The sequence below is a fragment of the Amazonocrinis nigriterrae CENA67 genome (genome assembly GCF_016056305.1).
In the GTDB taxonomy this organism is placed as follows: domain Bacteria; phylum Cyanobacteriota; class Cyanobacteriia; order Cyanobacteriales; family Nostocaceae; genus Amazonocrinis; species Amazonocrinis nigriterrae.
On record NZ_JAECZC010000013.1, the window covers coordinates 44,841 to 63,111 of the forward strand.

An 18,271-nucleotide genomic window follows, 5' to 3' on the forward strand; every position below is an offset into this window, starting at 1 on the left:
TATACAATTTATATGTGCTTTAGCTTAACTTACTACATGTCACTATGAAGAAGGGGAAGGGAAGAAGGGGAAGGGGAACGGAAACCCACAATTAAGATAGGGGTTTCAAGTATGGATGCTGATTTTTATCGCACTACCTGTCTAAAAAATCTGATTTTAATATTCTGGGCAATTCAGATAGGGGCTTTATATCATGTGGGTAAAAGTTTTAACTTTAATTTCCTTCCCCTTCCCCTTTTTCTTTTCCCCTTTTTGGTAAAAAAGAATCGAAAGTCGAGGAAGATAGTTAATGTAGGGACAGATGCCTGCACTAACTAGCCTATTGCTGCATGACTTTGCTATCACTTTGACATTGTTGCCATCGCCTTTTGAGAAGATATGCAGAGGGAGGAAATGATAACTTGATTGTCAAGTTTTGTCCTTGTAATTCTTTGCAAGCTGGTTGCTGATAACTGTCGTTAACATCATTCAAGCTACAGCGGTTTTGTGTATACTTACGCCACAAATCTTCAATATCTTTGAGAGTTTGACAAGGGAGATTTTTTTCTTCTCCTTCTGTGAGATAACCATCATTATTCATGTCAGCGTTAGCGCCTTGTTTACCCATGAGAATTGCATAAGATATTTTCAAAGCGCCTGTATATTGATTTTCTAATTTGGACAAATCAGTTATCACTAAATCACCAAAATTACCTTGCTTGAGTTCTGCCTCAAGTTGGGGAATCTGGTATTGCTTAATTATTACTGCTATAGAATTTTCAGCTTTTTGTGATGCTTGTTGAATAGTGTATTGATGATTGTTAATATCAGTAAATATTTTTGGTTCTTGGGTGACTTTTTCTTGTAAATTATGAGTAATTAACAAAATTTGGCGGTAGTCATCAAGTGCTTGATTTACATCACCTGCATGTTGATGTGTGTCGGCATTTTTTAAAAGTGTAGGTAAACTCTTCAATGTGCTTTTGGCGATATCTGGTGTCATGATGTTAAATGAACCATAGCGAATTAGTTGAGCCAACTGATTCTGCTGTTGTTGCTGCCAAGCAACTATACCAGAAGAGACTATTAATAGTAGAGAAATAGTACTCACACTGCCGATTAGCAAACGACTTTTGAGTCGAGCTTGTTTACTAGCTTGGATATATTCCCGTTCTTGGGGTTTGATTTCATCTTTGTATTTGTGGTAAAATGCTTCTGCCTCTGTAAGTTGGGTCTTTTGTAGTAAAAAATCAGGATGCTTGTTTTTTGCTTGCCACTCTTTAACTTTTTTCTCTAAACGCTGTTGTTGGTGCAAGCGATCGCGATTTTCATCGAGCCACCAACGCAAGGTAGACCAGTGATGAATCAAAATTTCATGGGCTACTTCTACGGTGACTTCACTTTTTAAGAGTTGCAATTCCTCTGTAATTTCATCATTAGTGCGACTTTGCCCAATATTTGATTCATCTTCTGCCAACTTGACTACAATCAGTTTAGCTGCAATAAACTTTTGCAGAGTACTTTCAACTATGACTGGGGAATATTTTCCCTCAAATAAATTAGACTTACGTACCTGTCGCTTGGTATCTTCAGTTCCTTCACCCAGTCGTGTTAAAGAAAGAAAAATCCATTGAGCTACAATCTTTTCTTCTGGTGCTAAACTATCGTAAACTGCTTGAGATTTTCGTTCTAAAGCTGACTGAATACCACCAATTTGTTCTCGATAAGCTTTGACTGTTAACTCACCAGTATTTTGATCACGGTGTTCCCATAACTGTTCTAAAACAAATTGCAGTAACGGTAAATCTCCAGCAGATTGCTGTAAATCCTGCAACAGCAACTCAACCAAACCAGATTGTACTTTTAGTTCTACTTGCTGTGCTGGTTTTTCAATCACCTGACGATAATTTTCTTCTGTGAGTCGGGGTGGAACCAACACATGAGACTCTTGTAATTTTTTCGATAAGAGTGGTACTTCTAGACAAGAAGCTATAAAGTCAGCGCGTAGAGTAATGACTAACTTGAAACGATCTGCTGCATATTCTAAAGCTTCTAAAAGAATATCTAAAAAAAGTTGGCGATCGCTTGCGGCTGCTAGGGTAAAAAGTTCTTCAAATTGGTCAATTACTAAAACTACCATTGGTTCGGTTCGCGTGCGTAACCAGCGGACAAAACCCTCACCTCCTAAATGTAATAGTCCTTCTGTTTGTAATGGATTTTCCTCCCCATCCGCCATAATTTGCGCTAATTCTGCAATGGGATTTTCTCCAGTACGCAAACATTTAATCCACCATTGTTCACTGGTAGGGAGTTGTTTTCCTAAACGCAATTGCGCCATTAATCCAGCTTGTACTACTGAAGATTTACCGCTACCAGAAGCACCAACTATAGCTAAAAATGATTTTTGATTAACTTCATTAATTATCTTTTGAGTTAAAGCTTCTTGACCGTAGAAATATTGAGCATCTTTTTCGCTAAAAGCTTTTAAACCCATGTAGGGACAAATCCCTAAATCTAATCGTTGAGATTTCTGTTGTGAAGCAGCAGGTATAACTTCAATGACACCTTGCACACCTCCTAACCAATAATTCCGCCAAATTTTACTTTCTGCAAGTTCTCGCTGTACTCCTGTAATCCATCCAGCTACAGATAAACCTGTTTGTAAGTTAGCTTTTTGCAAAGTATTGAGCAAAGCTGTAGGAAATTCAGCAGAATTTTTAGCCTTAGCAGCACCAATAATTAAACACTGACTAAATTCTAATTCTTGTTGCAAATCTTCTAGCCAATCTTGTAGAGAAGGGATAGATTCTGTTTCTTTTACCAGACAATCTAATATCACAATTTGTTGGGCGATATTTGACTGGCGTAGATGTTGGCGTAACCAATCACGACTCAGTTTAATCTCATCATTAAGTACTAAAAAAGCTTCACCTGTTTCCGTTTCTTCAATTCGTCCCCGCAGATAAAGTAGAGATGTAACATCTTCTAAAAATACCTCAGACTGATTGTTCAGCAAGCAATTTTGAATAGCTTGGCGGATATCAGGTAAATCTCGCACTTGGGGATGCCAATATTTGAGATCGAAACCACCTGCACTACTTAAAATTTTACTAATGGCTAGAGGCAATTCTCTATTTGATAGCCCATCTACTATTAAAGCTTGTCGCAGCGATCGCGGTTGCACTTCTGAAGTTTTGTAACCCAGAATTAGTTCACCCACTGCTTCTACAATCAATTTGGGTGTTTGCGGTGGCTGTTCTTTTTTAAAACCGTCAGTTTCACCCCGACTGCGTTTTTGTAGATTAATTAAACGCAGACCTTGGTTAAGTTTATCAATATATTGTAAAGTCTGGTGATAAATATATTTATAAAGCGTTTTGATTTCAATTTCTCCCCTAGAGTCAGCTGCTTCACCTAACAATCCTCGAATCAAGAAGTAAGTAAACACACCATGACTCAATTCGGGAAATTCCCATGATTCTTGCTCTTTATCGCAGGAAAGTAAGGCATAAAATCCTTGATTATGTCCTGTTTGTTTTTTTTGTACAGCGACTTGTTGTAACTCTTCCACCAGCTGAGGAGTTGGAGAGTTCCTCAAGGTTAAACTACCACTATGGCAAGCATCCAGCACAACTAATTGTTGTGAAGCTTGACAATTACCCAACATTTGTAAAAGTTCCTGCATGACTAAACCTGTGTTGAGTAAATCGTCTGTCTGGGTGTCAGTTAGACACAATACCGCCTGCTGACTTTTAGAGTCAAGCATACCGTGTCCAGAAAAGTAGAATAAAATGGTATCTTCAGAGTTAGCAGATGTGACAATTTGCTGAAGATTGGCACGAATGTCTGAGAGATATGGTTTTTGTAATGTTTGAAAATTATGCTCAATAATTTCTGTGTCAACAAAATTTTGATTTGCTTGTTTGAAAGCTTTAGCTAATCCCTGACAATCTGCCAATGCATAAGATAATGGTCTGAAAGTTTTATCTTGATATTCGCCGACACCAATTAGCAGACACCAAAGTTTTTTAATAGCTGTTTGCTGACTTTTAACTTTTGAATTATTAGTTGAAATGACTTTAGGCATTGGATAAATTATTTATTGTGTTTACCTAATTACAGCAGATTTCATGTGATTTAGGTACAAAAGAGCGGGCAGGATACCCACCCTACAATATTTATAATATTTAAGATATGTACTTCATTTACTTGCAAAATACTGTATGTGATAGTCATGAATTACTAACCAAATAATAGTAGAGTTTAAAACCTCAATATCTCTCTGTCATAGTTTTCAGGAGTTGGTTCAACTTCCCATACTAAACCTTCTCCTGGTTCAAGTTCTAGCTCAAATTCTAGCTTTTCTGTAGGCTCAATAGCTGTGCGTTCGTTGTCTGGAAATGGTTGTAAATCTTCAGTCAAGAGTCTCAACTTAAAGCCAGAAGGAATTAAGCCATTTGAGGATAAACTATGCAATTCAATACGCCAAATTCCTGCTGTATTTTCTAGCGATCGCACCTGTAATTCATATGCTTGACCTGCAATAATCAATTGACGAGATAAAATGACTGATTCATTTTTTTGTTCTGCACTTCGGCTTACAAAACTAGTTTCTAACTCTAAATAGTTCCAGCCAAGTTGTTGTGCTAAATCTGAAATTCCGCTTTGTAGCCATTGCATAATTGACCACTGTTCTTGAAGCCCTAATCGTTTTTCATACAAGCGTTGTCTCCAACCTCCATGTTCTAACAATGCTCCCCATAAGCTAAAGGAAATTGCGCGTCTTGGAAATGCTAAAGCATGATTTTCTAATCTTTCGAGTAAATTATTTGCTTGCGTTAATGTTAAAATGGGTAAAGGCTCAATTTCTTTTTTTGTTGCTGCTTCTGGACAAAGTTCATGCGTTACCCAAAGAACGTTTATATCGTGTATGAGGTCTTTTTCGTCTAGAGAATAAGTGCGATCGCGTGCGTTATAGCTACCTTGGTTTTTGAGTTGTAAATGGGTTGTGTATCCCCAAATTCTTAGCCAGCCATCTTCAGTATTTATTTGTACCGCTAAATAATAATCAGCAGTCCAGCTAGGAATATCCACCCACTCTTGAGGAACGCGAATCTCATTAGTATCAATTGCTTGACTAGGCATCAATACGAGCCGAGTTTTATTAATAGTAATAGCTGTACCGTTGACTACTTCCCAAAAGCTAGGAAGGGCAGTTATATTTGGTGCTGGTTTGGCTGTGATTCCTAATGTTTCTTCTAGCCAAGGTAGAACACTTAAAAGGCAAAGTCGATTTAAATAAGCTTGCAAACGAGTACTTGATGTTGCTTGATTTTGGCTTTGTTGCCAAGCTGTATCTTGTGTGGTTTCGGATATTTCTAACCAGGGTTCGATGGGAATTGTGAGTATAGGTGAGTCAAGATTCATATGTTAAACCGAATTGATTGGAATATTTTGAGATGAGGTGCATTGTAATAGCTAACAATGCACTTGGAGAATTGATGCGATCGCACTTATGAATATTCACTAATTAAAGGGATGAAAAATTCACGCAGAAAAGCAGAGATAATGATGGAGTTTTTGTGGCTAACTTTATGGTTTTTACTGGATTTAGCCGAATTTCAATTGATGAATATTAACGTTCTAGTCGTAGCAAAGTGTTAATTAAATCGTTTTTAGTTACTATATGAACGCCTTTAGCTTGATTTCCTGGAATATCTATGTCTGATTGAGTAAAGCATAACAAGGGAGTGACCCACGATGCACCTTTTTTACGTGCTACTGCTGCCGCCTGACCTTTGACTTTGGCAATGATATCGCCTTCTTTAAAATCATAAATTTTATTGCCAAAGCGCTTCTTTAAACGACCATTTTCATATACTTTAGTCCCTTTATGAGACTTGACATCGATTACATACCAATGCCCACAAGGAGAACGCAAAACTACATCTGCATCACCCCATCTTTGAATTTTTAGATTATATTCTAATTGCCATTGTTTTCTCTCTAATAAAGAAAGTTCTTTGGCTACTTCATTCTCTGCTGCGGCACCATTATGAGCATCTGTTGCTCGCCGCATTAGTTTGTTTCCGTTGCTATACAAATAGTATGCACTTACGAATCCCACAACATAAAATAATATTCCTAATCCAGAAGTTCCCAAGACATTAAATAGCAGTTCTACGCTCAAAAGCGCGCCTATTACACCTAAATAATGTAACAAGGCTTGCTGGCGTCGTTGTTGACCTAATTTCCGAACAAAATCGCCAACCTGTATTTTTTCCTTTGATTTATACATCATTGTTTTTTCCGTAATGTTGTTCTAGCCATTCATCGAGCAACCCGCTCATGCTATTAATTACGTCAGGTGTCAAAGAAATATTCAGGGTGGCTTGTGTCCATTTGGCTAATGTTAACAGCCATTCGTTTTTTAAGTTGTGGAGTTTTGCTAGCCGCCGAGAAACTGTTGGCTGGGATATCTGCAACTGTGAAGCTATTTCTTTTTGGGTGAGTCCTTCACCGTAATACATTTCAAATAGCTCTTTTGTCTGTGCGTCAAGATGAGCGATGGCGTTACTCAAAAGCGAGTTTATCTGTTGCAGCAAGGAACGGCGGTTTTGTGCTTCTTCGTCATCAATCAGTTGGGCTAAGGAAGTTGTATCACTACTAGGTAAAATATCTTGTAATGTATTGTCTTCGTTGAATACAGAAGCATCTAAAGAAGCAGTAGGAGGAGCCATATAAGCTCGAATAGCTGCAATACAAACTGTCATCAACTTTTGGATAGTTGCAGCATTCAGTGGTTCTGATTGTGGTAGCTGTGTGAGTCGTTCTTGATTATAAAGCTGTGCGATCGCTTCCCATGTGGTAGAGTCAGGAGCATCCAACTGGCGGTTTCCTCTAGGTTTTTTGGGAACATAGACTAGCTTGAAGCATTCCCAGGCGAAGATGTAGCGCTCAATTTCTGCTACAGACAAGCCGCGCTTTTGTAAAGACTTGTAAATCTGCTTTTCACTACTGTTTTGTAACAATGACCAATCGCTTCTAACGTTAGCTTCTTCAAGCCCCTCTTTAATCAAGCCATCTTTGATCAAATTGCACAATTTATAGTAAGCATAAACTTCCAGGTTGGAATTACGCACAGGGTCAAATCCTTTTAAGACTTTATCGACGCTGGCGATCGCTATCTGGAAGTAATCCCCTAAAGTATATTCTGGTAGCCGAAATCTCGGTTTCATTTTGTTGGCTGCTTTATGACCAACTTCTTGTAGGTAAGCATACAAATGACCTCTTGCCAAGCTTTTTGGCTGATTTTGCCAAACACTATGCCAGTATAGCGCCCAAGCTAAGTTAGAACGCTGTGGTGGCGCAGACTGTGTGAGATACCGACGCATATTTTGGTGGAGTCCGCTATCCGACACCCATTTTGTCGAATCGCCGGATGAAAATTGCAGAAAGCTAGAAAAAATCTCAACAATTTCTTGACGAGGGAGCATGAAGTGTCAATGAATATTTTCAGAACTTACACAGTATATTTACATAGGCTAAAAATCTATTTACGGAGAAAAAAACTTTTTTTAGGAGTGAATAATGAACAGCCCCAAATTGCGACAGCCCAAAAGCGCTAAAAACAAGCATCAGCAAGGAAGATTGAAGTATGCGATCGCAGCTTTAACCATTCCTCTTTATACTGTGGCTACAACCACACACAGCTATGCCATTCTCCCTGAAAAAGCAGAGGTATACCAAATTTTAGGAAATCATGACTTATCAGTTCGTCGTGGTTCGCAATATGGCCCTGCAACCATTGGTACTTTTTTGCAAAGATTTTATGATACTTTATACCTTCCAGGTGATGGTAAGTCCTTTGCTCAATTACGCTTTCAAGATCCTTCTGGTCAGGATATGGGACTGCAAATACAAGCTAGTACTAAAAATAAACAATTAACACTTTACTACTTACCTTGCACAGCTAGACAAGGAGATTCATTAATCATTGAATGGGCTAATCAGACCAGTGGAAAACGAGCCTGTGAAGAAGGTGTTCGTGTACAACGAGGTGTTCGTAATCAGTCTAAATTGATAGATAAAAACTTGTCTGTTTTTGAGCCTCTAAAACAGCTATTAATAGCACAGAGCGCTGGTAGTAAATTGCAATATTGTAGTGTGGTTGCAGCTAATGGTCGTGCTTGGAGTGCAGTCACATCAACTGACCCGTGTGAAGAACCGTTGCAACAATGTCAGACAAACAGTGGTAAGCAATGTACAGCCATTACCAGAGATGAATGGGCTATCAGAAACTCAAATTTAACCGCCATCATCAAGTGTGCAAATAATCAAGAATTATCAGAAAATGGCAGTGGTTCAGCAATGAAAGATATTGTCGCCAAACTTTGGGAACAATCTCAAGCCCAAAAAGCAAAATTTTGCAGGCTGCATGTTTTGAATAATGAACAAGAAGAAGTAATTGTTGTTCCTGATAGTCCGGCAAAAAACTTGATACAAACACGAAATATTGAAAACGGTATTCAAGTTGATGTCATCACAGGATCGGCGAATGTGATCTCAAGTAAAAATCCGCAGGGCGTTCCCCTCAAACCAGGACAAAGATATAAGTATTTTGGCGAAAATCAAGAAGATAAAGTAGAAACATTTGACAAAAAAAATGAATCAATTGAACTACAAGTTTATCTGGCTCCCGAAAGGGGTTTAAAACTGTGTGACCAAGAACAAGTGAGCGGCGGTCAAGAAGGAGACAGTAGAGAAATTCAACTAACTGCTAATGAGGGCAAAATTAATATCGATTATGAAATGTATTCTGTTCCAGATAGATTAAAAATTACTTATGAAGGACAAACTCTCGTAGATACAGATTTTGTTTCAGGTAGCAATAAAATATCTACAGCATTTAAAGGTAATTCTGGTCGAGTCAAAGTAGAATTAACCGGAAACCAAGAAATATCAAGTACTCAGTGGAAATATACACTTTATTGTCCACAGTAAAATGAACTCGGTTAGTAGTAGCGCAACCGGACTAATTTAGTGCATAAATTTCTTCTAATATCTCTGTGTTCTCTGCGCCTCTGCGGTAGCCTGCGGCAAGCCCTTCGGGTTCGCCAGTCGCTCATGGGGGAAACCCCCAAGACCGCGCTGGCTCACCGCTTACGCGTCTACGTTAATGCATTATTTTAGCCCGGTCACGCCAGTAGGGTGCATTAGGCTGAACGCCGTAACGTACCACCTAATATAGTAGTCCTAAATCATTTGTGAAAATCTTTATTTCTTAACTCTCTGCGTCACGGACACTTTCCTCAACGGGGGGCTTCGGGGCCCCCTCTGGGGATGGGGGGAGACCCCCGCACGGAAGTGTCCTCCTCTGCGTCTCTGTGGTTCAATTAAAAAATATTTTTCTCAAATCAGATAGGATTGCTATAGTTAAAACTTTAAATTAAAACGATATACGGAAAAGCCGTCCACCTCCAGTACTTTCTTTAATAACTAAAGTCAGATTTTGTGAACCTTGACTATTCCAACTTTGCCCTAACACTTGCACCGTACCTTTGGTGGTTCCGCCTGCGGGGACGAGAACATCAGCTGATGAGAATCTGGTTGACAACTTCTTGCCATTTTCAGTTACCACTTGAGCATATAACGGTACAAAAGCAAAGGGGCGATCGCTGCGATTTACTACAACAAAATTAATACTAAAGTTTCTATTGCTTTCAACCTTAGCTCCATCTATCCGAATCTCTACATTATCTCGCGTTTGTCCTCCAGTAATAGCCACGTTGCCCCTAATTGGTTTACTTCTGGGAGTGTTCTGATTAGCTCTTGAAGTGTTTTGATTAAGTCTATTAGCTTGTGCAGGAGGTTTAGTATTTGGACTTGGAGAAATCCCTTGTAATAAATTTTGAATTTCCTTATGTTTTTTCACCCCTTCGTAAGCATAACGATTATATTTATTACGCTCAATCAGACTTTCTAAATATTCAACCCTCTCAGCTGGAGCCGGGTGAGTTGACTGCCAATCAGTGCGTTCTTTTCCTCCATATTGGGCATTTAATGTTGCCATTAAATTACGCAACCCATCCGCAGCATAGCCAGCTTTATTTAAGACTCTAGTACCTAAAATATCAGCTTGGCGTTCTTGTTCTCGACTATGTTCTTTACCTACCATATCTTGAAACAGATTAGACATGGGAATCACATTACTCAAACTGCTGAGAAACTGACTTTGGGCAATGCGTTGAAATGTGTGAGAAAGAACTGCATGAGCTATTTCATGACCTAGCAACCCAGCTAACTCTGCTTCTGAATTAGTATTCAGTATTGCTCCAGTATTCACAAAAATTTTACCCCCAGGTAGGGCAAAAGCATTAATAGAACTGTCTTTAATGACATAGTACTCATACTCAAAATTTCGTCCCATTAGGGGAGCTAGTCTGCCTCCAATTCCTCTAACATAATTAAGAACTTGTGGCTCTTGTACCAGCTTGTCTTCTTGGCGATATTTTTCAACCAACTTATCAGACATAAATTTCCCAAATGCTGATTCACCCTGTAAAAGCATGGATAAAGTCTGAAATCCGGAAATCTGAGATTTCCAATTTAATGTACTGATGGTTTTAGCTGCGCCAACTAATGCGCTAAAAACGCCTTGTATTCGCAAACTTTCATTTAACTTAGATTGATGACGCTTCAGATTTTTTTCTGCCAGACTAGCAAATTCTGGTGCTTCTGGATAATCTACAAAAATTGTGACAAACTGTCGCGCTGCTATTGAAGCTTCTAAAAACTGCTCTTTATTTTCTAAAGCTTTGATTTTAGCTTTGAGCAAGTCAGGCTCATCAGGATATAATTCTCCAGCTCGTTCCAAAACCTCCAAATCATTTTTTGGCTGTTCCGCTTTTGCATTATTTTTGCAAGCTTCAGATTTCTTTTGACAGGCTTCAGCTAACAGTAAATGACCCTTAATAAACTCAGGATAATTTTCTGTCAACAGTTGCAGCGATAGAAAAATTTTGCTGTCCAAATTTTGTTGTAAGCCTTCATTGGCATTGCGCCAGTATACCTGACCATCACCTGGTAATTGCTCAACTTCATAGATAGCAGTACGTTTATTCTCTACAGGTGAAAACGCAGGTTTAACTTGGCGGTAGAGATTTTCTGCTTCTTTTGGTCGTCCTGTTTGGAAGAGTTCATCTGCTTCTGCTAAAACCTGAAAACGGTTGACACCTTGAGACTTTTGTGCGAGTTCAATACCTGTGGTTTCAAGTTTGCCCCCAGTAACCGTTCTTGACTCAGCATCAACTGTAAGATTGACTCCCAGCAACCAACTGCTAGTTGTCACGCCTAAAATCAAACTCAATTGTGCAGCTTGAGCAAGTTGAGATGTTCTAGTCATAGAATTTACGTTCACTTCATGCTACTAGTAACAATACTGGGTGATATTACTGATTATTCATGACATTACCCCCAATCTCCATCAACTTCGGTGAAGTCTGCACCCCTTTGATGGCAGCGTGTACTTAGGTATTTGCAGAAGCGATCGCTCTGATAAAATGCCACAATCATCCCTAAGCAGGAAATTGCGATCGCGTCACTAAGTTTGGACAAAGATGCTATAAAATGAGTAAATAAGTGTGAAGTAAATCATAAACAGATACTCTGTTGTAGTAAACCATAGAAGCAAGAGTAAAGAGCAGTGTCAGTCGAAACCATTGAGAAGCCTTCCACATCCCGCAAGCTTGCACCTCGGTATCGCGTCTTGCTCCACAACGACGACTACAATCCTATGGAGCATGTGGTACGGGTACTACTGACCACAGTGCCAAGCCTCACTCAGCCCCAAGCTGTCAGTATCATGATGGAAGCCCATACCAACGGGCTAGCTTTAGTCATTACCTGCGCTCAAGAACATGCTGAGTTTTATTGTGAAACGTTAAAAAGTCATGGTTTGACCAGCACAATTGAACCTGATGAATAGTCATTAGTCAGTAGTCAGTGGTGAGTAAATAACAACTAACAACTAACTTTTGACTAATATGAAAATTAACCTTGTCCGTATAGCCCAACGCCCTGCCCCTATGAGGCTGGGTTATTTTATTGTGGCTTTATTACTGCTTTGGTTGCCCTTGGCTGCACCGATTTACTTACTAGTACGTGATTCTAACTTAGTAAGTATCTTGACAATGGTGTTGTTGTACGCAGAGTTTATTTTTCTGCTCAAGTTATGGGGTAAACAGGTTTACCAGCAACCTCAAATCCTTAAGTCTTACGGCTTAGAATTGACGCGGCAAAATGGTGTGGATTTGTTGCGTGGTTTAGCTATAGGGATAATTAACATTCTGATACTTTTTGGTATACAAGGCTTTTTAGGTTGGCTGGTGTGGCAACAACCTAAAATTTTTTTGCTAAAAGTGATTTTAGAAGGTTTAATTGTCGGTTTGGGCGTTGGCTTCGCCGAGGAATTATTATTCCGAGGCTGGTTGTTGGATGAGTTACAACGAGATTACAGCCCGCGAGTGGCACTGTGGACAGATGCCATTGCCTTTGCCGCATTACACTTTATTAAGCCACTGGAAGCAATCATTCAAACACTGCTGCAATTTCCAGCTTTGGTAGTGCTGGGATTAACGCAGGTATGGGGAAAGCGTTGGCGCAGGGGACGCTTGGGTTTCCCAATTGGTTTGCATGGTGGCTTAGTCTGGGGCTACTACATTATTAATGTTGGACAATTAATTAAATACTCTGGTAAAGTTCCTGACTGGGTAACTGGTGTCAATCAAAATCCGCTGCAAGGAGTGATGGGAGTCTTGCTAATGAGTATACTGGCGTTGTGGATACGGAAGCAATCTCGGCGATCGCCATTTCAGTTCAATCCTATATCTAAATAGATGCAATTTTGAATGAGTAACTTTTGACTTCTCCCTTGTGGCAGGGCTGTTTCATCCCACAAGGGCAAGGATTTTACAAATCTCATTGGAGAGAGATCTTTGAACAATTGTGATGGAAGTATGACGTGATATAAATCAATGTTTTTCAGCTTTTCCTAATGCACTATTTGAAGCTTTATTGCCTAACATTATGGATAAAATGATCTCTTTTGACTCAAAGTCTTGCGTAGTCAAGATTATTGTTTTTTCTCTGTAGAGAGTGATTAAAGAGCGTCATATCATGTCCGCTTGATTACTTATTAAAACCTAAGAACCCCACCCCTTAATCCCCTACCCGTTCACGGGTAGGGGATTAAGGGGTGCAATGACTGGGGGAATCATAACTAATTAACCGACATGATATGATTCCTGAATAGGGACTGCTACTAGGTACAGTTAGACTTACAAATCTTCACCTGCTTCATCTAGAAAAATTTTAACAATAGCCAAACTGCCTTTTTTAGTGCAATATTTACTCCCGTGTCTCAACCACTGTACCCACCACACAGGCCTTATCCAAATTAACACCGCTCAAATTTGCACCTTCTAACTCTGCACAGAGCAAATTCGCCCCGGAAAAATTCGCCCCTGCCAAATTCGCCCCCCGCAAGTCAGCTTCTTCAAGGTTGGCCTCACTCAATAATGCCCCTTGCAAATCGGCACGGCTCAAGTCTGCACCTTTGAGATTTGCCCCAGTGAGATTTGCACCGCGTAAGTCAGCACCACGCAAATCAACGCCTTGTAAGTTGACATTCATTAAATTAGCACCACTTAAAAAAGCACCTGCTAAAGCCACATCGCTGAGTCTTGCTCCCATTAAGTTAGCACCGCGCATGTTGCTACCACGCAAGTCGGCATTAGTCAAGTCTGCTTGCATCAAGTTAGCTCCCATGAGGTTTGCCCGCAAGTCAGTTTCTTGTAAGTTCGCTCCCATCAAATTCGCTCCCTCTAAGTGCCCACCTTCAAGTTTGGAACCACTGAAGTTGGCGCCCACAAGGGTAGCGCCTGCAAAATTGATACGGCTTAAATCAAGTTGGGAGAGTTCCTCATCTTCTAAATTTGCTCCTGGAAGTTGTTTGAGTTTTCCTAATCTAATTGCTTCTATATTCATTTGGGGTAACACCAATTCTCTCAAATCCGCCAACACATTCAAACCCCGAAACCCAGACCATATTTGAGGTACAGACGATTCGCCGAATCGTCTCTCCAATTTACGAATTACGAATTGGTATAACTACCAATTTCCTCACTAGTCTTGCTGTGGCTATCCCATCGGGAATCGAGTAGCCACATACCGGTGCTAACTTTGGCTGACATCAGGGGTAAGTCAAGTCCCTGTTGCAAACCCATGACTAACAAAGTTAGGGCATCTACCAGTTTAGGATCAAAGCGGATTGATTGTAGCTGTCTGCATTCATCTAAAGCTTGAGCAAATATTTCTTCGCGGCTTTGATTCGATGTTTTTTTCTGGTTGACTCGCCACTGAAAGTCTGCTAATAAAGCTAGAATTCTCGACTCTAAAGGAATTTCATCCCCTGCTAAATTAGCTGGTTGCCCTGTACCATTCCACCACTCGCTTTGATGTGTGATAATTTGAGCAACTGCCCGCAGTCGGGGCATGGTTCGCAATACCTGTGCGCCTGGTACTAATGGGCAAGATAAAGGTACACTGGGGGCTTCTTCTTCGTAGCGGTTAGATGTGCCAGGAGTCAGAACACTTTCTGCTTTCTGTAATGGATCTATGCGGTGCAACAAACCTGCTAAGCGCAGTCTTTTAATCTGCCATGCGGGTAGTTCTAAAAGCTGCCCCATTGCCTCAGAAAGTGCTACTACTTCCGCTGCTGCCATTGGGTTATTGATATCTGCCATATCCATCAGCTGAGCCATCCGCAAAAATGCCTGGATTTCGTTAGAAACCAAGTTGCGATCGAGTGCTTGTTGCCTTGGCACTGTGGGGATGGATAAATTTTCTTGCCCTGTCTGGAGGTAATCTACGACACGGGAAACAACGGCGCTGAGTTCTTCTGGTGTAGATAGACTAGGTTTAATTGATTCTTTGTAGGCAAGGAGTTTTGTTGCTAGTTCCGGGTTGTATTGTTGGATATGAGCGATCGCTAATTCTGCTGTTTCTTTGACTAACTCTGGTTCAAATGTCCATAAACCATAGAATTTACGCTCTACATCTGAAGCAGGTAAACCTCCTACTCCATAATCAGCTTCCGATAGCTCTTGACAAAGCACCATTGCTGTGTAGTTTGGCGATAGAATAATCAAGTGCCACTCCTGCGCCACTGGATCACCTGCATCTAATGCTACCAAATCTACATTAGGTAAAAGACTTGTGGGGTGTTCGGCAAAGCCTGTATCTGGCGATGCTAAGATGACGATTTCCTGGCTACACTTAGCGATATCTGCGTATCGTTCTGCTTCTTGCAGATACCATTTACCTCTTTGAAAGGCTGTGATGACTAAGGGGTTGCCATCGTCTGTTAATATGTGGTCTTCCAGGGCATGACACAGGGAAACCAGGGTGTTTTTGTAATATACGCCAAATCTAATTGGTCTATTGCTATGGCGATGTGCTGTTTTTAGCTGTTCTAAAATTGAACCTTCTAACATAGGGTTTGATAAAAGGAATTGGGGATTGGGGATTGGGGATTGGGGATTGGGAATTGGGGATTGGGGATTGGGAATTGGGGATTGGGAATTGGGGATTGGGGATTATTTCTCCCTCATCTCCCCTGCTCCCCTGCTCCCCTACTCTCTCTGTCCCTAATCCCCAATTCCTGTATTTTATGATACGCTTACTAACTGTTTCTCTTGCGTAGGCAAGGGAGCAGAAAGTGCTGCTTCTAAGTCGGCACAACCCAGCTTTTCTTCTAATATTTTCATAACTTCGCGTCCGAAGTCATTGGGATTTTGTTGCCAAGCTTGCAAGCAGACTTCTCCAAAAAATGAACCAAGAGGTTCAGGATTCCAAAGAAGTTTTTTCGCTGTCCACGGCATCAAGCTCATGGGATTGTATCCTGGTTTGAGGATGCCTTGTTGAAGTGCATACTCTTCTAAATGAGTATGTGGCTGCAATCCAATAAAGAAAATGGCTGGTTCAACTTTATCAGCACCAAAAATCCGTTCTAGTTCGCGATGGTAGGCAATCGTTTGGCGAATGGTTTCGGGACTTTCGTCAATGACGTTAAAGGAGTAGTTGACGGAAACTAAGTCGTTAAACCCAGCTGCTTTCAAGTCACGGCAGTTTTGTAAGACAGTTCGCAAGTTATACCCCATCCGCATTTTCCGCACGAGTTCCTGAGAACCGCTAGTAATACCGATTTCAAAGTAGTTCATTCCCGTCTTCACCATCAACTCACACAACTGCGGTGTGAGGTTATCGGCTCTGATGTATGCTGCCCAATGAATATCTTTCATCCCAGAATCGACGATTTTCTGCAAAAGTTCGACAGCATCGTCAATAAATTTGCGTGCTGGAATAAATTGGGCATCGGTAAACCAGAAGTTACGAATACCGCGATTATACAATTGCCGCATTTCCGCAACCACTTCATCCGCTGGATTGATGCGTACTTGTTTACCTTCTACAACAGTGTAGACACAATAACAGCAATTGTGAGGACAACCGCGTTTGGTTTGCACGCCGATGTAAAAGTCTTGTTCTTGGAGATAATAATTAAATTCAGGCCAGATACTTTCTATATAGTCATAGTTACAGGCAGTTTTTTCTAGAGGGGTAGGTTGTTCGTGAATTAGCCGTTGCCGTGGTTGAGTTTCTCCTACAATGTAACAGCGTTCATCTTGGAACTCTTGTCCACTTAAAAGTTTCTCTAGCAGGGTTTCGCCTTCACCCACAGAAATGATTGTGCCTTGGGGTAAGCTTTTACCCAACTGTTCATAAAATACGCTAACTGCACCACCACCCACGACTGCACGCGCTTGAGAATGGTATTTTTGGGCACGTTTTAAACCGCGTTTGATTAATCCCAGATTTCGCCACAACTCCACGTAGTAAGCGATGAAGATTCGCAAACCGCCTAATGCCCCACGTAATTTGATCAGCGGATTCTTAGCGTAATAAAATTCAAAGGCGTTTTGCAGTGGGTTACCACCACGCCCACCAACTGGGGCATAAATTTGAATATCCCGCCAAGAAAAGACTAATAGTGTCGGTTGAAATTCATCAATACAGTTATCTAGGGCAGAGGCGTAGTCTAGAGGAGGTACAGTGCCCAAATCAAAAATGCGCTGTTCAATATTGGGAAATTGCTTGTGGACATGATCTGACAGGTAGACAACCCCAATAGGAAAGATTGGGTTACAGGGAAGGCGAACGTAGAGAATTCGATTTTCCATCATCAGGGTTTTAACTTCCATCTTGCCGTTTTCCAGGTGAAAGCGAGAAAGACCTCAAATATTAAAGTATGTTTGTTTTAGTTACCTTTTTTGCTCGAAATACTGCTTGACATTTAAGCAGATTTTTAGTAAGGGTTAACTTACTATTGGCAACAGTAGGTATAGCTAAATTAGATTTTATGAAAAAGCTTTCATATATCTTTACCATAACATTGAGTTTATTCCTTAAGCGATGATCCCTGCGTCTAATCCTTGGGATAGATGAAACCAATAAACCTCTGAGTAGGAGCAAGGCGAGGATTTTTTAGTTTTGACTAACTTAATAGTTGCCAGAGGAAAAATTTCACCAGATATCTGTACATAGTGTATAATTTCAAATTATGTGGATTTTTTTATTTAATTTTCATAACTTGAACATATCTTTAGATATAAATAGCGTAGAAAATTTCAGTTGGTAGTCGCAGTTACAGCACAAGGGGATCACCAAGTGTTAGCTTTGGTGGTGTAATGTAAAATTGTGGCGTAAAGCTCCTCAGCAGTTATGGCTCAAATATTAGATCCACTACCACCTGAGCAATCGGGGAACATTCTCTGCTGCTACGTTAATGCCACGAGCAAAATCCAGGTGGCTCGCATCTCCAATATTCCTAACTGGTACTTTGAAAGAGTTGTTTTTCCTGGACAGCGCCTCGTGTTTGAAGCACCGTATGAAGCTCAAATGGAGATTCATACCGGGATGATGGCAAGTGCAATTTTATCCGATAAGATTCCCTGCGATCGCCTGGCGATTAACGAGCCTAGCAGCAACGAGTTTGATACAGACTCAATAGGGATCGACCCTATCAGTAAAAATCCAATAGTCCAGTCAATTAATACAAAAACCGGAGATACAACAAAATCTTTAACTGTCGCTGGTTTAGCATCCATTGATTAAAAAAACAATTTTGCTGAATTTGAAGGTTGCTGAATTCGGCAGCCTTTTTTGTTTGAGA

At 40.5% G+C, this 18,271-nt stretch carries 13 protein-coding genes; 4 read left to right on the forward strand and 9 right to left on the reverse strand.

Annotated elements, in window-relative coordinates; all coding sequences use genetic code 11:
- Positions 1-319 precede the first annotated feature (319 nt).
- The 4 genes from I8748_RS09715 to I8748_RS09730 form a co-directional block, all read right to left on the reverse strand.
- Positions 320-4,066 carry an nSTAND1 domain-containing NTPase gene (locus I8748_RS09715; protein WP_198124377.1) on the reverse strand — a complete coding sequence of 1,249 codons (3,747 nt, stop codon included), beginning with the start codon at positions 4,064-4,066 and terminating at the stop codon, positions 320-322.
- Between the two features lie 176 nt (positions 4,067-4,242).
- Positions 4,243-5,406, reverse strand: a complete 1,164-nt coding sequence (locus I8748_RS09720) for a DUF1822 family protein (protein ID WP_198124378.1) — start codon at positions 5,404-5,406, stop codon at positions 4,243-4,245.
- 208 nt (positions 5,407-5,614) lie between these two features.
- A complete protein-coding gene (locus tag I8748_RS09725; protein WP_198124379.1) occupies positions 5,615-6,280 on the reverse strand; it encodes a nuclease-related domain-containing protein in 666 nt (221 codons plus the stop codon).
- Positions 6,270-7,475, reverse strand: coding sequence for a sigma-70 family RNA polymerase sigma factor (locus tag I8748_RS09730; protein WP_198124380.1), 1,206 nt, complete (start codon positions 7,473-7,475; stop codon positions 6,270-6,272). Before I8748_RS09730 ends, I8748_RS09725 begins: the two co-directional genes overlap by 11 nt.
- Before the next feature lie 94 nt (positions 7,476-7,569).
- Between I8748_RS09730 and I8748_RS09735 the strand changes: the two genes are divergently transcribed.
- Positions 7,570-8,982, forward strand: coding sequence for a hypothetical protein (locus I8748_RS09735; protein WP_198124381.1), 1,413 nt, complete (start codon positions 7,570-7,572; stop codon positions 8,980-8,982).
- A gap of 445 nt (positions 8,983-9,427) precedes the next feature.
- Here the strand turns inward: I8748_RS09735 and I8748_RS09740 are convergent, their stop codons facing one another.
- Both I8748_RS09740 and I8748_RS09745 read right to left on the reverse strand, forming a co-directional pair.
- Positions 9,428-11,383, reverse strand: coding sequence for a M48 family metallopeptidase (locus I8748_RS09740; protein ID WP_198124382.1), 1,956 nt, complete (start codon positions 11,381-11,383; stop codon positions 9,428-9,430).
- 65 nt (positions 11,384-11,448) lie between these two features.
- On the reverse strand, positions 11,449-11,595 hold the full coding sequence (locus I8748_RS09745) for a hypothetical protein (RefSeq protein ID WP_198124383.1): 147 nt from the start codon (positions 11,593-11,595) through the stop codon (positions 11,449-11,451).
- 88 nt (positions 11,596-11,683) lie between these two features.
- Between I8748_RS09745 and clpS the strand changes: the two genes are divergently transcribed.
- The gene (clpS, locus tag I8748_RS09750) at positions 11,684-11,965 is read left to right on the forward strand and encodes an ATP-dependent Clp protease adapter ClpS (protein WP_198124384.1); all 282 of its coding nucleotides are present in this window, start codon (positions 11,684-11,686) and stop codon (positions 11,963-11,965) included.
- Positions 11,966-12,023: 58 nt separating this feature from the next.
- Entirely contained in the window at positions 12,024-12,875 is an 852-nt protein-coding gene (locus tag I8748_RS09755; RefSeq protein ID WP_198124385.1) for a CPBP family intramembrane glutamic endopeptidase, read from the forward strand.
- A gap of 511 nt (positions 12,876-13,386) precedes the next feature.
- Here I8748_RS09755 and I8748_RS09760 read toward each other — a convergent pair.
- The 3 genes from I8748_RS09760 to I8748_RS09770 form a co-directional block, all read right to left on the reverse strand.
- Positions 13,387-14,025 (reverse strand): pentapeptide repeat-containing protein, encoded by a 639-nt coding sequence (locus I8748_RS09760; protein ID WP_198124455.1) that lies wholly within the window; start codon positions 14,023-14,025, stop codon positions 13,387-13,389.
- A 107-nt stretch (positions 14,026-14,132) separates the two neighbouring features.
- Entirely contained in the window at positions 14,133-15,533 is a 1,401-nt protein-coding gene (locus I8748_RS09765) for a DICT sensory domain-containing protein (RefSeq protein ID WP_198124386.1), read from the reverse strand.
- A gap of 174 nt (positions 15,534-15,707) precedes the next feature.
- The gene (locus tag I8748_RS09770; protein ID WP_198124387.1) at positions 15,708-17,300 is read right to left on the reverse strand and encodes a photosystem II high light acclimation radical SAM protein; all 1,593 of its coding nucleotides are present in this window, start codon (positions 17,298-17,300) and stop codon (positions 15,708-15,710) included.
- A gap of 520 nt (positions 17,301-17,820) precedes the next feature.
- On the opposite strand from I8748_RS09770, the gene I8748_RS09775 reads away from it, so the two are divergent.
- Positions 17,821-18,213 carry a DUF1830 domain-containing protein gene (locus I8748_RS09775; protein WP_198124388.1) on the forward strand — a complete coding sequence of 131 codons (393 nt, stop codon included), beginning with the start codon at positions 17,821-17,823 and terminating at the stop codon, positions 18,211-18,213.
- Positions 18,214-18,271: the final 58 nt, after the last annotated feature.

Coding starts and splice junctions, on each gene's coding strand:
- I8748_RS09715 (WP_198124377.1), bottom strand. CDS start 4,066: ATGCCTAAAGTCATTTCAACTAATAATTCAAAAGTTAAAAGTCAGCAA.
- I8748_RS09720 (WP_198124378.1), bottom strand. CDS start 5,406: ATGAATCTTGACTCACCTATACTCACAATTCCCATCGAACCCTGGTTA.
- I8748_RS09725 (WP_198124379.1), bottom strand. CDS start 6,280: ATGATGTATAAATCAAAGGAAAAAATACAGGTTGGCGATTTTGTTCGG.
- I8748_RS09730 (WP_198124380.1), bottom strand. CDS start 7,475: ATGCTCCCTCGTCAAGAAATTGTTGAGATTTTTTCTAGCTTTCTGCAA.
- I8748_RS09735 (WP_198124381.1), top strand. CDS start 7,570: ATGAACAGCCCCAAATTGCGACAGCCCAAAAGCGCTAAAAACAAGCAT.
- I8748_RS09740 (WP_198124382.1), bottom strand. CDS start 11,383: ATGACTAGAACATCTCAACTTGCTCAAGCTGCACAATTGAGTTTGATT.
- I8748_RS09755 (WP_198124385.1), top strand. CDS start 12,024: ATGAAAATTAACCTTGTCCGTATAGCCCAACGCCCTGCCCCTATGAGG.
- I8748_RS09760 (WP_198124455.1), bottom strand. CDS start 14,025: ATGAATATAGAAGCAATTAGATTAGGAAAACTCAAACAACTTCCAGGA.
- I8748_RS09765 (WP_198124386.1), bottom strand. CDS start 15,533: ATGTTAGAAGGTTCAATTTTAGAACAGCTAAAAACAGCACATCGCCAT.
- I8748_RS09770 (WP_198124387.1), bottom strand. CDS start 17,300: ATGGAAGTTAAAACCCTGATGATGGAAAATCGAATTCTCTACGTTCGC.
- I8748_RS09775 (WP_198124388.1), top strand. CDS start 17,821: ATGGCTCAAATATTAGATCCACTACCACCTGAGCAATCGGGGAACATT.